Genomic DNA, 15,152 nt, shown 5'->3' with positions numbered 1-15,152 from the left:
GGCTCAGTCCCTCACCTCGGCTTCTTGCCGAAAACCCTGATGTATTCGGCTTCGCCGCCCTTGGCGAGCGCCTTGGCCTGTTTGACCCAGTCCTCGCGCTCGATGCGGCCATGAAAGCTCAGATAACCGTCGACCCATTCGCGCTCGGCTTTTTTCCACTTCGAAACCTGGTCGAAGGTGAAGATGCCGAGATCGTGCAGAATGCCCTCGATCTTCGGGCCGACGCCGGAAATCATCTTGAGGTCATCGGGCTCTGCCGGACGATCAATGCCAACCGGACGGTTCTTGTCTTCCAGCGACGGCTTTTCCGCCTTTTTCGCCGCGGCGGTTTTTTTCTTCGGCGCGGAGCTGGACGAGACAGCAGCGGCTGCAGAAGTTTTTCCGTTGTCCGCCTTGACCGGCGACGGCGACTTGATGGCCGGATCAGTTTCGGCCGCAGAAGTGTCGGGCTTGGCAGCGCGCGACGGCGGCACCTCGGTGCCTGCGGCTTTCGCCCTGCTGCCGGCCTTCGTCTTCGTCTTGCCGGTGACGGCCTTTTCATCGGTCAGCGCCGTGAGGCCACTGGCAGGAGCCGAATAGATGCGGTCGATCTGCGGACCGGGCTTGATCGTGTCACCCTTGCCCGCTTCGAACGCATCGATGATTTCTTCAAGGCGCTCGGGCGTCAGATCCTCATAGGTGTCCTTGAAGATCATGACCATCGGCGCGTTCACGCAGGCGCCCTGACACTCCACCTCCTCCCACGACAGCGTGCCGTCGGCATTGGGGTGGAAGGGTTCGGGATTGATCTTCTTCTTGCACAGATCGATCAGTTCGCCGGAGCCGCGCAGCATGCAGGGCGTGGTGCCGCAGACCTGAATGTGGGCGCGGGTGCCAACGGGGGCGAGCTGGAACTGAGTGTAGAAGGTCGCCACTTCGAGCACACGGATCAGCGGCATGTCCAGCATGTCTGCCACATGCTCGATCGCGGCGCGCGTGACCCAGCCTTCCTGCTCCTGCGCGAGCATCAAAAGCGGGATCACCGCCGACTGCTTGCGGTCCTTCGGATATTTGCCCAGCCAGCGCTTCACTTCCCCGTTCATGGCACGGGAAAAAGCGAAGCTCTCGGGCTGGACGGCTTCGTCTGCGAGACGGCGGACTGACATTTATCTGTCTACCTCACCAAACACGATGTCGAGGGAGCCAAGCACGGCGGCGACGTCGGCCAGAAGATGGCCGCGGCACAGGAAATCCATGGCCTGGAGATGAGCAAAGCCCGGCGCGCGCAGCTTGCAGCGATAGGGCTTGTTGGAACCGTCGGAGACCAGATAGACGCCGAACTCGCCCTTGGGCGCTTCCACACAGGCATAAACCTCGCCTTCGGGGACGTGGTAGCCTTCAGTGTAGAGCTTGAAGTGATGGATCAGCGCTTCCATCGACCGCTTCATCTCGCCACGCTTGGGCGGGACGATCTTGCCGTCGGTATTGGAGACCGGCCCCACACGCTCCGTGCCGAGAAGACGGTCGACACACTGGCGCATGATCTTCGCCGACTGGCGCATCTCTTCCATGCGGATGAGATAGCGGTCATAGCAGTCGCCATTCTTGCCGACCGGGATGTCGAAATTCATCTCCGGATAGCACTCATAGGGCTGGCTCTTGCGCAAATCCCATGCAGCGCCCGAACCGCGCACCATGACGCCCGAGAATCCCCAGGCCCACGCGTCTTCCAGCGTCACGACGCCGATATCGACATTGCGCTGCTTGAAGATGCGGTTACCGGTCAGAAGACTGTCGAGATCGTCGACCGTCTTGTGGAACGGCTCGATCCAGTTGCCGATGTCCTCGACGAGCTCATCTGGAATGTCCTGATGAACGCCGCCGGGACGGAAATAGGCCGCGTGCATGCGCGCGCCGCAGGCGCGCTCGTAAAACACCATCAGCTTTTCGCGCTCTTCAAAGCCCCACAGCGGCGGGGTGAGCGCGCCCACGTCCATCGCCTGCGTGGTGACGTTCAGGAGATGGTTCAGAATGCGGCCGATCTCGGAAAAGAGCACGCGGATGAGCTGCCCGCGGATCGGCACGTCAATGCCAATCAGCCGTTCGACGGCCAGCGCAAAAGCATGTTCCTGGTTCATCGGCGCGACATAATCGAGCCGGTCGAAATAAGGCACGGCCTGCAGATAGGTCTTGTGCTCGATCAGCTTTTCGGTGCCGCGATGCAGCAGGCCGATATGCGGATCAACGCGCTCGACCACCTCGCCGTCGAGCTCCAAAACGAGGCGCAGAACGCCGTGCGCAGCCGGATGCTGCGGGCCGAAGTTGATGTTGAAGTTGCGTACGGAGTGTTCGGTCATTTGGAGCCGCCCTGCTCTTTCGCCTTTTCATCGCCCGGCAACACATAGTCCGTGCCTTCCCATGGCGAAAGGAAATCGAAATTGCGGAATTCCTGTCGCAACTCGACGGGTTCGTAGACGACACGCTTCAGATTGTCGTCGTAGCGCACCTCGACAAAGCCGGTCAGCGGGAAGTCCTTGCGCAGCGGGTGGCCCTCGAAACCATAGTCGGTGAGGATGCGCCGCAGGTCCGGATGCCCGGTGAAAAGAACACCGTACATGTCGTAAATTTCGCGCTCGAACCAGTTGGCGGCCGGAAACACTTCGATGGCGGACGGCACTGGCGTGTCCTCATCCGTCGACAGCTTCACGCGGACGCGCTGGTTCTGGCGCGGCGACAGGAGATGGTAGACCACCTCGAAACGCTTCTGGCGCGAGGGGTAGTCCGCGCCCGAAATGTCGACGAATGCGAAGAACTGACACTGGACGTCGTTCTTCAGAAAATTGAGCACATCGACGATGTCGCCCGGCTCGACCAGGAAGGTCAGCTCGCCATAGGCGACGACCGCATCCTGAATCTGCGCGTCGAGCTTTTCCGTGACGTAGGCCGCCAGGTCCTTCAGCGCTTCGCTCATATCCGCCTCTAACGTTCGATCGTACCGGTGCGACGGATCTTCTTCTGCAGAAGAAGAATGCCGTAAAGCAGCGCTTCCGCCGTGGGCGGGCAGCCGGGCACATAGATATCGACGGGCACGACGCGATCGCAGCCGCGCACCACCGAATAGGAATAGTGATAATAGCCGCCGCCATTGGCACACGAGCCCATGGAGATGACGTAACGCGGCTCCGGCATCTGGTCATAGACCTTGCGCAGCGCGGGCGCCATCTTGTTGGTCAGCGTGCCGGCAACGATCATCACATCCGACTGGCGCGGCGATGCGCGCGGCGCGATGCCGAAACGCTCGGCATCATAGCGCGGCATGGAGATGTGCATCATCTCGACAGCGCAGCACGCCAGACCGAAGGTCATCCACATGAGCGAGCCGGTGCGCGCCCAGGTGATCAGCGCTTCCGAAGACGTGACAAGAAAGCCCTTGTCAGAAAGTTCGTTGTTGATGCCCGTGTAGAAAGGATCATCCGAACCAACCGGGTTGCCGGTGTTCGGGTCGATCAATCCCTTGGGCCGGGGCGCTACGAGCGTGTCGTTGTTCAGTCCCATTCCAGCGCTCCCTTCTTCCATTCATAGATGAAGCCGATGGTGAGAATTCCGAGGAACACCATCATCGACCAGAAGCCGAGCCAGCCGATATCTCCGAACGCCACCGCCCACGGGAAGAGGAAAGCCACTTCCAGATCGAAGATGATGAAGAGAATCGCCACCAGATAGAAGCGCACATCGAACTTCATGCGGGCATCGTCGAACGCGTTGAAACCGCATTCATAAGCAGACAGCTTCTCGGGATCCGGATTGCGATAGGCCACCAGGAATGGCGCAACCACCAGCGCAAGAGCGACGACAAGCGCAACGCCGATGAAAATAACGATAGGTAGGTATGAACTCAGAAGCTCATTCATGGTCCGACTTTCCGTTGCCCGCCGCGGGCGAGGCTGCGTATCAAGGCCCGTGACCGGGTTTTTGCGCCTACGGCCAAGGCAGCAAGGCTAGGCTCATGTTGCAACGCGGCGAGGGTTAGCGCAGGGCGCTTGGCGACGCAAGTCAAACCTTGGCGAGATCGCGGCATTGTCGCACGCATATCCGCCATTGTTCACACACAACGCCCTCCCGACGTGCTGCAACAGCGGACTTAACGCATAAAAGCCGTGTGTAAAGCGTTATGCGTTTCCTGTCAGGAGACTCCGCTCTTTTGGAACAATCGGGTGGCGCCTGATCCATCCACTGTCTAGGTCTTGTACAAGACAAAAAGCAGGACGGGGCGCCGCGAATGCAGAGAGAGCGACTCACACCGGGCGAGGTGCGGCGAATTGCCCTCGGTGCCCAGGGGTTTTCCACCACGCCACTCAGGGGAACCGTTACCCGGCAACACATAAAGCGCATGCTGGGACGCACCGGGCTCCTACAGATCGACTCGGTCAACGTTCTGGCGCGCGCACATTTAATGCCGCTCTATGCACGGCTGGGCCCCTATCCGGTCGATCTTCTTGGCCGCGCGCAATCCAGAAAGCCGCGCATGCTTTTCGAATACTGGGCGCACGAAGCCTCGCTCCTGCCGGTCGAGACCCAGCCCCTCATGCGCTGGCGTATGGAGCGCGCTGCGCGTGGTGAAGGTGTCTACAAAGGGCTCGTTCATTTCGCCCGCGAGAAGCGCGAACTCGTGGATCGTGTTTACAGGCAGGTGGAAGCCGGCGGCCCGATCGCCGCATCCGACTTTGAGGGAGAGACGGGAAGCGGCGGCTGGTGGGGCTGGAGCGAGACCAAGAAGGCGCTTGAATGGCTATTCTGGTGCGGGCGCATCACCACGCATTCGCGCCGCCCCAGTTTCGAGCGTCTCTACGATCTTCCCGAGCGCGTTCTGCCGCGAGAGGTCCTTGAGACGCCCACACCGCGTGAAGACGACGCGCAGCGCGCCCTCGTCGACATCGCTGCGCGTGCGCTTGGTGTTGCCAGCGAACCGGACATCAGAGATTACTTTCGACTGAAGCCCGCCACCTCCCAGGCACGCGTCGCCGAGCTCGTGGAAGAAGGCGTGCTGCAGCCGGTGGAGATCAAGGGCTGGCGTCACCCCGCATATCTCCACAGGGACGCACATCTCCCGCGCCGTATCGACAGACCCGCCCTCCTCGCCCCTTTCGATCCGGTCGTGTGGGAGCGCGACAGAGCCGAGCGCATTTTCGGATTTCGCTACCGGATCGAGATTTACACGCCTGCCCACAAACGTGTGCATGGCTACTATGTCCTGCCCTTTCTTCTGGGGGATCGCATTGTCGCACGCGTCGATCTCAAAGCGGACCGCGCCGGGCGGGTTCTTCTTGTCCAGTCGAGCCATGCGGAGCGACACGCACCGGCTCACACATCAGAAGCCCTTTACGCAGAACTCCAGCGTCTGTCGCGTTGGCTGAATCTGGATACCATCACCATCATGCCGCGCGGAGATCTTGCAGACCGCCTCAAAGCCGAAGCTTCCAGGCATCGGGACTGACACCAGTCATAGCATCCAAATTTCAGGTTACAATAAAAATTTTTGCAACTTCTGGCATTTTTACTATGTAGTTACAAAATTTTTTGAGATTTTTTTTTGATCGCCAATTCATGAGAAGAACATATTGCTTCGATGGATCGACAACTGTTCCGGGTTCGCCAAATTTCTATTTTCTCAATTTTAAGGCGAGATAACCGATCCAGATCGGGTAGCCCCACTCCAATAAAACCCTGCACTCCCGGAAAATCCAGAAAACCACAATCCTGACTTGTGTAACCTTGAGTTGTTCAAAAATATAAAAATCATATAAATCAAAAGTTGCCTGAAAAATTTCTGCAACCAGATTCCAGCAATCATCAGTATTTGAATCCGCTTTCTCTGTTTAATCTTTGTTTATTTCTGCTCCTGAATCCTATTCCCGGGCTTGGGAGTATTTGCAATGAACAGAAAACTTTTCATAAAATTTTTCCATCGATCAGATGGCACCGCCGCGCTTGAATTTGCAATCATAGCACCGGTGTTTTTTCTCACTGTCTTTTCCATGATTGCCTACGGAATTTATCTGAGTGCAGCCCATTCCGTACAGCAGGTCAGCGCAGATGCTGCCCGAGCCGCAGTTGCAGGGCTTTCTCAGCCTGAAAGGCAGAAGCTGGCGCGCGACTTCATCGAGCAGTCGATGATCAAGCACCCATTTATCAATGTCGAGAAGTTCGACATTCAGGTCGCCGACGACGCCGTAAATCCCAGTCAATTTACTGTCACCGTCAAGTATGATGCTGCAGATCTGCCTATCTGGTCCCTCTATTCCTACGCCATGCCTGACAAGGAGATTGTCGGCTTCTCGACAATCCGGCTCGGGGGACTTTGACATGTCCTGTGAAAAAAAGCGCGCCTTATGCAGCTTCGCCCGGGACCGGCGCGCAAATGTAGCGACACTGTTTGCGCTTTTCCTGCCGATCATGATCGGCTGCGTGGCACTCGGCGTGGATTACGGCAATCTCACCCTGCAGGACCGGAAGCTGCAGAAGACGGCAGACCTCGCTTCCATTGTCGCGGCCGCGGACATTGCCAAAGCCGAGGAGGTCGTTGCCAAGTTCTTTGCCCTGAACAACCAGAACATCGCCGTTGAAACCGACCACGGGCTTCTGCTTGATGAGCGCTACCTGTCTGCCGAAGAATATATTGATCAGGAAAAACGCGGCATAGCGCGGCTCGTGCGCGGGCGGTATTACCCCGACCCGTCGATCACCAGCAATCTGCGGTTCGTCGAGATGGAGACATCGCCGGATGCGGCGAAGGTGACAATCAGAAAACTTGGCGATCTTTACTTTGGCGCGATGTTCATCGATCCGCCGCAACTCTCCGCAGTCGGCACGGCGTCGGCGGAGAAGCTTGCCGGCTTTTCCGTGGGCTCCCGTCTCGCAAGCCTCAATGGAGGCATACTGAACAGTCTCCTGGGCGGTCTTCTGGGCACGACAATTTCGCTGAAGGTGATGGATTATGAAGGGTTGCTCGACACCGACATCAACGTCCTCTCCTTCATGCAGACCCTTGCGACACGCCTGGACCTGAACGCCCTGACCTATAGCGAGATCCTGGAAACAGAACTCACCCTGCCGCAATTGCTGTCTACAATGCGTCTGACGAGCGGCGTCCCGCCAACGGTGCAGAGCGTTCTCAAGACGCTGGAGACGGCAACCTCGAAGAGCAGCAGCAAGATCAGGCTGGAACGGATCCTGAATCTCGATCCGAAAGGGCCGTTGACCATCGCTACCGATGCCCCCTGGGACATGAAGATTTCGGCGCTGGAAATGATTACCGCGAGCGCCGCGCTCGCCAATGGTGACAACCAGATTGCGGTCGATACAGGCCTTAACCTTCCTCCCCTCACCAGTCTTTCAGTCAAGCTCGCCATCGGTGAACCGCCTGTGGGCACGCCCAGTCATGCGCTTGGCCCCATCGGCACCGCCGTGCGCACGGCGCAGACGCGCCTCAAGGTCTCTTTCGAAATCGGCATAGACCTTGTGGTTCTGAAAACGAAACTGCGTGTGCCGCTCTATGTGGAAGTCGCCCACGCAGAGGCACGGCTCGCCGATATTCAGTGCAGCCCCGCCCACCCAAACAGAGGAAGCGTCGTCGTCGATGCGATGCCGGGCCTGCTTGAGATTGCGCTTGGCGAGGTCGATGACAGTGTCCTGTCCACCTTCTCGGATCAGGCACGGGTCACCCCAGCCAAGATGATCGATGTCGGCGGCCTCTTGAGCGTATCGGTGGAAGGCATGGCGCATGTGGAGACACAGAACATGCAGCCTTCCCGTCTGCGCTTCTCAAGCTCCGATATCCAGAACGCCCGCGTTCGAAACGTGTCAACGCGCGACGTGCTGGGTTCCACGACCAGTTCGCTGCTCGACAATCTGCAGCTCGACGTCAAGGTTCTGGGCGGGTCGCTTCTGGGTGGAACGCTCCTAAACAGCACGCTTGTAAAGGGCACAGTCAAGACGCTTCTCTCAAGCCTGTCGGAACCGATCGACGAACTCCTCTACAATGTGCTTGCGCTGGCCGGCGTGAAGATCGGCGAAGCCGATGTGAGGGTTACCGGCGTAAACTGCGAACGCCCGGTGCTCGTACAATAAAGCCCCGGAGAAACGTGCAGCCACTTGCCCCGCAAACCGACCTGCGGGGCTTTTTTTGTTCCCAGCCAAGGGTCGATCCTGTCGACCAACCGTAACAGCGGACGTAAACGGCCCGTTGGTGCCAGAGAACAAAACGGTGTATAATCGCGGCTTCCCCCAGATGCCACGACTGGAGCGTGGACCATTTGGCGATGTGGAGGAGATCATGAAACGCTATGCACTTCTTGTCGCGCTGATCGGCCTGTCGCCGGCAGCGGCTTATGCACATTCATGCCCGGTTCTGATGGGTGAAATCGACCAGGCAATGCCGACCGCCTCGCTCTCGGAAAGCGACAGGGCCCGGGTCCAGGAGCTGCGCGCCCAGGGCGAGGAGCAGCACAAGGCTGGCGATCACGACGCGTCCATGTCCAGTCTTGAGGAAGCCAAGGCCCTGCTCGGCCTGTAGAGCATCGGACCGAAAAGTGGAATCCGGTTTTCGGATTATTCCGATGCTCCAGCAATAGATCAGATCGTCCTTTGTGCGTCCGGATGGGCGCACGGCGATCTGGTGTCGACGCCAGCCGCGGCCCCGCCGCAGAAAACAAAAAAGCGGGCCGTGGCCCGCTTCCTTCGCTCCTGAGAGCCAACCGGGTGCCGGTACCTTCATGGTCACCACGGGGTCGTTCAGGTCGAATACAGCGGCTGCCCGGGGAACCTCGCCACACATCCTGCAGGACGTCCCGCTCCGGCTCAGCCACCGCTTATTCCCATGTGGTGGCGAGGGCCGACCGTTGCAAGAGCACCAATTAAATATAAACACCATTCGTTGAGAGGGCTGCCCCATCAGGCCCGGGCCAGATACCTGCCACAACGACTAAACCGATTTCCAGCCCGGCGCATGACCGTGTATCTCGGCGCGATTGCGGCCGAGGTGCTTGGCGCGATAGAGCGCCCTGTCGGCTTCCTCCAAAAGCGCCTCAATCGTGGCTGAACCGTCTTCCGATGATGCCAGCCCGACACTGACCGTCACAGGGATAGCAACCTGCCTTTCCGGCTTGACGGGTGCCTGCGAGAAGGCGCTGCGGATGCGCTCGGCGACCTCAAGCGCCTGTTCGCGGCGGCATTTGGGTAGAAGAATGGCGAATTCCTCGCCACCGACCCGACCAATAATGTCGTTGCCGCGCAGACACGCCGAAATTCTTGCCGCTGCAATCGAAATCACCTGGTCTCCGGTCGCATGACCGAACCGGTCGTTGATGGATTTGAAGTGATCGATGTCCAGCATGAGGACGGAATAGGGCTGAGCCTGTCGGGCGCAGGACCGCGCGAGCCGCAACACCTCTTCCCCGAAAGCACGTCGGTTGAGGAGATTGGACAAGGGATCGTGCCGGGCAAGATGGGAGAGCTGGGCAATGAGATCCTTTTGTTTTGCCATTGCACTGGCGAGCATCAGAGGGGCAAGGGTGATCAGGCTGACGCCAAGCCGCATGGAGATCAGAGCACCTTCTGCGGAGACATCAACCATCTTGTCGAACAGGTTTGCAGAGAGCGCGATCAGGCTCCAGAAGCTGAACACCGACGTCAGGAGGACCGTGACGAAACGCGGATACACGATCGCCGCCCACAGGAGTGCCGGCACGGGAAACGCGACGGCGCCAGGACCGCCGATCTGAAAACTGGCAAAGCATGTAAGCACAAGCGCAATCATCGGCATTGCGAGATAGGCCAGCCGTTTCGCCGATGCGCCGCGCGGGAATGGAATCACGCGGGCGGTGAGAATGACCGGCAGGATCGCGACAAAGTTGGCAAACTCGGTGACGAACCAGAATGTCCAGCCGCCCAGTGCGGTGCCGCTGAACAGAATCGGATTTGCCACCGATCCCACCAGCCCCGCCATACAGGCGCCAAAACCGATCGCCGAAACCAGCTGGGGAACCGATTCCGGCGTCTGCAGTCGGATCGCCTCCCGCGGAAACATCCGCAGAACCACAAAGGCCCCGCCGATGCTGGCAAGATTCGCACCCGTCAGTATGAGCGTCTTGCCAAGCGGAGAGCCGGTGAGAAGGTCAGCAGCAATGAACCCAGCAGTGGCGGCACCCCAGCCATAGCGCGATGCCGTGGCAGGCATCCGCAACAGCAGGCCGAGCATGACGGCATTGGCTGGCCATACCGTGGCGAGAAAATCGACCGGTCGCGTGTAGATTCCGAAGAGACAGGTGCCGAACACGACAAGGCCGAGCAAAATTGCGGCCTGGATTGTCGCTACGAACGATCGCTTCGGCGTTCGTTCGCTGGCTATAGAATTGGTCACCACTGGCTGCGACCCCCACAAACTGTGGTGGCAGACTAGCATTGAATGCTGTCAGCCGGGTTAAGACGGGCCGCGGAAACCATCTGTGCCGAACATTACGAGCCATGGTTAACACAAGCGTGCAGGGTCCATTAAAGTTCGAGCTTTAGTCTCACGCCATGAGCCCGATCAAACTGTTCTCGTATGTGTTGCGCGCTGCGCTCCTGCTGTCACCGGCGGCGGCTGCGGTGATCATGTTCGTCTATCTTCTCGACAGTGCGGAGCGAACGAATGATCTCCCCGCCGTGGACCCCTTCCGCACAGCCACAATCCGCTGATCGCAATGGATCTCGGGATGCTCTGGCAGACGCTTTCCCGGCCACACGCCAAGACAAGGCGCGCTGAATCTTCAGGGCAGAAGCGCTGTGCGTTTACTCTCAAAAGCGATGGAATTCTGGGAAAAGTGGGAGGGGGAATTTTCACCCCGGCTTCAGAGTTTCCCTCCGAGCGCCACTTCTTCAATTTCTTTGAGAAGTGGCGCGAGTGACGGGGCTCGAACCCGCGACCTCCGGCGTGACAGGCCGGCACTCTAACCAACTGAGCTACACCCGCGCTTGAGGCGCTGTGCCGAAGCAGCAACGCGTCGATGAGCGCTGAATTAGGGGGTTCTTGATGTGGTGTCAAGCAGCCAGGATGCAGTTTGTGAAACTTTCTTGATGTTGCTCCAATATGTGCTGGAGACGCGGTTTTTTGCTTGCGATCCGTGCGCGAACGCCCTAAACGATCCGCTTGGAATGGGCGATTAGCTCAGTTGGTAGAGCGCTTCGTTTACACCGAAGATGTCGGCAGTTCGAGCCTGTCATCGCCCACCATTCCCCTCTCCCTTACTGGACCGGCCATTTTGATCGGCATGCCGGTTTTGCCGTGCTCCAGGCCACCATTTCCTTCCCCAGGGAGCGCGTAGGTGCCCGAGATTCGCAAGGCCCGGAAAGATGACCTCGTCGACCTGATGGAAATCTGGCGGCGGTCGGTTCGCGCCACTCATGATTTTCTATCCGAATCGGATTTCCGCGCGATCGAAGCAGACGTTGCCGGCAGCTATCTGCCGGAGGCCAGGCTCTGGGTCGCGGTGGACGGGCGCGATTCTCCCCTCGCGTTCATGGGGCTGACAGCGGCGCATATCGACAGCCTGTTTGTTGACCCTGATGCGCGCGGGAAAGGCCTCGGTGCGCAACTTGTTACCCATGCCCGCCAGGTCGCCGGCAGGCGGCTCACACTCGAGGTCAACGAGCAGAACGAGCAGGCGCTCGGCTTTTATCAGAAGATGGGCTTCACGGTGACGGGACGTTCCCCGCGCGATGGCGACGGTCGCCCCTACCCGCTTCTGCATATGAGCCTGCGCGCGCCCTGATCGCATTCAGGAAGAACAGGAAGCCATACGGCCAAAAGAAAAGCCGGGTCGAAACCCGGCTTTTCTTGCATTCCCTCAAGGGCGCAATCAGCTGTTGACTGCGTCCTTCAGACCCTTGCCGGCCGAGAACTTCGGCACGTTGCGGGCCGGGATCTGAACCGTGGCGCCGGTCTGCGGGTTGCGGCCCGTGGAGGCCTCACGCCGCGAAACGGAGAAGTTGCCGAAGCCGACGAGGCGCACGTCCCCACCCTTCTTGAGTTCGCCTTCGATGACGGCGAAAACCGCATCGACCGCGGACTGGGCATCGCTTTTCGAGAGGCCTGCCTCTTCTGCGACTGCGGATACGAGCTCGTTCTTGTTCATGTAATTACCCCTTCCTGATAAGGACCAAGTGATGCGACTCACTCGGCTCGAGGCAGTCTAGGGAGAACATTTGCCGCCACCAAGCACGAAATGCTTCAGCGCCCTTCGAAAACCCATGTTTTCTGCGGTTTTCGACAGAAAAGCCGGGCACGAAGCCCGGCTTTTGAGAGTTTTGCCGAAAAAGCGGCCTTGAAATGGAGCGATCCCTTGCGCTGCACCGGTTCAGCGCACCTGCCGAACCAGCCCTGCGGGAAGGCGTTGGAGCATCGGACCGAAAAGTGAATCCGGTTTTCGGGCTATTCCGATGCTCCATCAATAATTTGGGCCGTCCTTTGTGCGTCCGGACGGACGCACGGCGATCTAATGGGCGATCGTCTGCCCCTCGCCCTCACCGGCTGCCACCTTCGCCGGCTCCACGGGCTCGACCCAGTCAATCGGATCGGGCGTGCGGGTGAGCGCATGTTCGAGCACTTCCCCAACGCGGCTGACCGGCACGATCTCGAGACCGTTCTTCACGTTCTCTGGAATATCGGCCAGGTCCTTGGCGTTCTCTTCGGGGATCAGCACCTTCTTGATTCCACCACGCAATGCAGCAAGGAGCTTTTCCTTCAATCCGCCGATGGGCAGCACGCGGCCCCGCAGGGTGATCTCGCCGGTCATGGCGATATCCTTGCGCACCGGGATGCCCGTCATGATCGACACGATGGAGGTCGCCATGGCAACGCCTGCCGAAGGGCCATCCTTGGGCGTCGCGCCTTCCGGCACGTGCACGTGAATGTCCTTCTTGTCGAAGACGGGCGGCTCGATGCCGAAATCGACGGCACGCGAGCGGACATAGGATGCCGCTGCCGAAATCGATTCCTTCATCACGTCGCGCAGATTGCCGGTCACCGTCATCTTGCCCTTACCGGGCATCATGACACCTTCGATGGTGAGAAGCTCGCCGCCGACTTCCGTCCAGGCAAGGCCGGTCACGACACCCACCTGATCCTCGCCCTCGGCCTGACCGAAGCGGAAGCGCTGCACGCCCAGATAATCCGACAGGTTGTCCTCGGTCACTTCGACCTTGTCCTTGCCGCCGTCCTTCTTGGCATTGCGCAGGATTTCCGTCACCGCCTTGCGGGCGAGCTTCATCAGCTCACGCTCAAGGTTACGGACACCCGCCTCACGCGTGTAGGTGCGGATGATCTGCTGCAGCGCGCCATCGGTCACGGAGAACTCGTGCGCCTCGAGCGCATGCTCGCGCACGGCCTTGGGCAGGAGGTGCCGCTTGGCGATCTCCACCTTCTCATCCTCGGTGTAGCCGGCGATGCGGATGATCTCCATACGATCCATCAGCGCCGGCGGAATGTTCAGCGTGTTGGCCGTGGTGACGAACATCACGCTCGACAGGTCATATTCCACCTCGAGATAGTGATCCATGAAGGTCGAATTCTGCTCGGGATCGAGAACCTCAAGCAGGGCCGATGACGGATCGCCACGGAAATCCATGCCCATCTTGTCGATCTCGTCGAGCAGGAAGAGCGGGTTGGACTTCTTTGCCTTCTTCATCGACTGGACGACCTTGCCGGGCATCGAGCCGATATAGGTGCGGCGATGACCGCGGATCTCTGCCTCGTCGCGCACGCCACCCAGCGCCATGCGGACATATTCGCGTCCGGTGGCCTTGGCGATGGACTTGGCGAGCGAGGTCTTGCCGACGCCGGGCGGTCCGACGAGGCACAGGATCGGGCCCTTCAGCTTCTTCTGACGGCTCTGGACGGCCAGATACTCGACAATACGCTCCTTGACCTTCTCAAGGCCGAAGTGATCCGTATCGAGCACATTCTCGGCGAATTCGAGGTCGTTCTTGATCTTGCTCGGCTTCTTCCACGGAATGGAGAGCAGCCAGTCGAGATAGTTGCGGACCACCGTGGCCTCGGCCGACATGGGCGACATTGTCTTGAGCTTTTTCAGCTCCGCATCGGCCTTCTCGCGCGCTTCCTTGGAGAGCTTGGTCTTGTTGATGCGCTCTTCCAGTTCGGCGGCCTCATTGCGGCCGTCCTCGCCCTCGCCGAGCTCCTTCTGAATGGCCTTCATCTGCTCATTCAGATAATACTCGCGCTGCGTCTTCTCCATCTGGCGCTTGACGCGCGAGCGGATACGCTTTTCCACCTGCAGAACGGAGATTTCGGCTTCCATGAAGCCCATGGCCTTTTCAAGCCGCTCACGCACGGAGAGCGTGGCAAGCATTTCCTGCTTTTCGGGAATCTTGATGGCCAGATGCGAGGCAACCGTGTCTGCCAGCTTCGAGTAATCCTCGATCTGGTTCGCAGCTCCGACCACCTCGGGCGAAATCTTTTTGTTCAGCTTTACGTAATTTTCGAAGTCGGAAACCACGGAGCGCGCCAGCGCCTCGATCTCCACCTGATCCTCTTCCGGCTCGGGAAGGAGATCGGCCGTGGCCTCGTGAAACTCCTCACGCTCGGTAAACTGCGAGATGCGCGCACGCGAAGTGCCCTCGACGAGCACCTTGACCGTGCCGTCAGGCAATTTCAGGAGCTGCAGCACATTGGCAAGCGTACCGACGTCGTAAATGCCACTCGGCTCCGGATCATCATCCGCAGCGTTCATCTGCGTGGCCAGCAGGATCTGCCGCTCGGCACCCATCACCTCTTCCAGCGCCTTGATCGACTTGTCGCGGCCGACGAAGAGCGGAACGATCATGTGCGGGAACACCACGATATCGCGCAGGGGCAATACGGGATAAGGAGCGCCACCAGCGGTCTTGGGGGTATCAGTCATGTTTCAGCCTTTTCAAACCGCGACCGCTCAAGAGCCAGTCGCGGGCTTCAGTCTATCCGGCCAGAGCGTTATCCACCAGAAGCAACCGCATTGTTGCGCGATGCGTGAATGGAAACCACCCCACCTTTGCTCCTCCCTTAGTTGGAGACATGAACCGAGAAGATCAAGGGCTTAGGCAGGATGCGTGGACCGGACACACAGCCTGCAGCCTCTGGCCGT

14 protein-coding genes and 2 tRNA genes are annotated in these 15,152 nt (G+C 59.3%); 7 read left to right on the top strand and 9 right to left on the bottom strand.

Translation table 11 applies throughout. The annotated features are described in order from the left end of the window. Positions 1-11: 11 nt before the first annotated feature. The 5 genes from BLW55_RS00395 to BLW55_RS00375 are packed head-to-tail and all read right to left on the bottom strand — an operon-like array spanning position 12 to position 3,890. A complete protein-coding gene (locus BLW55_RS00395) occupies positions 12-1,145 on the bottom strand; it encodes an NADH-quinone oxidoreductase subunit E (RefSeq protein WP_090325873.1) in 1,134 nt (377 codons plus the stop codon). Beyond that, positions 1,146-2,336, bottom strand: a complete 1,191-nt coding sequence (locus BLW55_RS00390) for an NADH-quinone oxidoreductase subunit D (protein WP_090325870.1) — start codon at positions 2,334-2,336, stop codon at positions 1,146-1,148. It abuts the gene before it with no gap. Next, a complete protein-coding gene (locus tag BLW55_RS00385) occupies positions 2,333-2,950 on the bottom strand; it encodes an NADH-quinone oxidoreductase subunit C (protein ID WP_007007902.1) in 618 nt (205 codons plus the stop codon). Before BLW55_RS00385 ends, BLW55_RS00390 begins: the two co-directional genes overlap by 4 nt. 8 nt (positions 2,951-2,958) lie before the next feature. Continuing rightward, a complete protein-coding gene (locus tag BLW55_RS00380) occupies positions 2,959-3,534 on the bottom strand; it encodes a NuoB/complex I 20 kDa subunit family protein (RefSeq protein WP_007007903.1) in 576 nt (191 codons plus the stop codon). Beyond that, on the bottom strand, positions 3,525-3,890 hold the full coding sequence (locus BLW55_RS00375; protein ID WP_007007904.1) for an NADH-quinone oxidoreductase subunit A: 366 nt from the start codon (positions 3,888-3,890) through the stop codon (positions 3,525-3,527). Before BLW55_RS00375 ends, BLW55_RS00380 begins: the two co-directional genes overlap by 10 nt. 368 nt (positions 3,891-4,258) lie before the next feature. Here BLW55_RS00375 and BLW55_RS00370 point away from each other — a divergent pair, with 368 nt between their 5' ends. The 4 genes from BLW55_RS00370 (at position 4,259) to BLW55_RS00355 (ending at position 8,551) form a co-directional block, all read left to right on the top strand. After that, on the top strand, positions 4,259-5,473 hold the full coding sequence (locus tag BLW55_RS00370; protein WP_177174992.1) for a winged helix-turn-helix domain-containing protein: 1,215 nt from the start codon (positions 4,259-4,261) through the stop codon (positions 5,471-5,473). 439 nt (positions 5,474-5,912) lie between these two features. Next, positions 5,913-6,341, top strand: coding sequence for a TadE/TadG family type IV pilus assembly protein (locus BLW55_RS00365; protein WP_007007906.1), 429 nt, complete (start codon positions 5,913-5,915; stop codon positions 6,339-6,341). A 1-nt stretch (position 6,342) separates the two neighbouring features. Further along, positions 6,343-8,106 carry a pilus assembly protein TadG-related protein gene (locus BLW55_RS00360; protein WP_090325865.1) on the top strand — a complete coding sequence of 588 codons (1,764 nt, stop codon included), beginning with the start codon at positions 6,343-6,345 and terminating at the stop codon, positions 8,104-8,106. A 205-nt stretch (positions 8,107-8,311) separates the two neighbouring features. Next, positions 8,312-8,551: a hypothetical protein gene (locus BLW55_RS00355; protein ID WP_007007908.1), complete on the top strand. Its 240-nt coding sequence runs from the start codon at positions 8,312-8,314 to the stop codon at positions 8,549-8,551. Positions 8,552-8,959: 408 nt separating this feature from the next. Here the strand turns inward: BLW55_RS00355 and BLW55_RS00350 are convergent, their stop codons facing one another. Then, on the bottom strand, positions 8,960-10,396 hold the full coding sequence (locus BLW55_RS00350; RefSeq protein WP_244508950.1) for a GGDEF domain-containing protein: 1,437 nt from the start codon (positions 10,394-10,396) through the stop codon (positions 8,960-8,962). 158 nt (positions 10,397-10,554) lie between these two features. Between BLW55_RS00350 and BLW55_RS20705 the strand changes: the two genes are divergently transcribed. Continuing rightward, on the top strand, positions 10,555-10,713 hold the full coding sequence (locus BLW55_RS20705) for a hypothetical protein (protein WP_157776511.1): 159 nt from the start codon (positions 10,555-10,557) through the stop codon (positions 10,711-10,713). A gap of 197 nt (positions 10,714-10,910) precedes the next feature. Here the strand turns inward: BLW55_RS20705 and BLW55_RS00345 are convergent. Beyond that, positions 10,911-10,987: transfer RNA gene (locus BLW55_RS00345), tRNA-Asp, on the bottom strand. 184 nt (positions 10,988-11,171) lie between these two features. On the opposite strand from BLW55_RS00345, the gene BLW55_RS00340 reads away from it, so the two are divergent. Further along, positions 11,172-11,247: transfer RNA gene (locus tag BLW55_RS00340), tRNA-Val, on the top strand. A gap of 92 nt (positions 11,248-11,339) precedes the next feature. After that, a complete protein-coding gene (locus tag BLW55_RS00335; protein WP_090325860.1) occupies positions 11,340-11,786 on the top strand; it encodes an acetyltransferase in 447 nt (148 codons plus the stop codon). An 87-nt stretch (positions 11,787-11,873) separates the two neighbouring features. Here the strand turns inward: BLW55_RS00335 and hupB are convergent, their stop codons facing one another. Continuing rightward, positions 11,874-12,149 carry a DNA-binding protein HupB gene (hupB, locus tag BLW55_RS00330; RefSeq protein WP_007007911.1) on the bottom strand — a complete coding sequence of 92 codons (276 nt, stop codon included), beginning with the start codon at positions 12,147-12,149 and terminating at the stop codon, positions 11,874-11,876. A gap of 360 nt (positions 12,150-12,509) precedes the next feature. After that, positions 12,510-14,933, bottom strand: a complete 2,424-nt coding sequence (lon, locus tag BLW55_RS00325; RefSeq protein WP_007007912.1) for an endopeptidase La — start codon at positions 14,931-14,933, stop codon at positions 12,510-12,512. Positions 14,934-15,152 lie beyond the last annotated feature (219 nt).

Source organism: Nitratireductor aquibiodomus, assembly GCF_900105565.1.
Lineage (GTDB): Bacteria > Pseudomonadota > Alphaproteobacteria > Rhizobiales > Rhizobiaceae > Nitratireductor > Nitratireductor aquibiodomus.
Note: the sequence above shows the minus strand (reverse complement) of the source record. Positions and strands in the feature narration are given on the sequence as shown.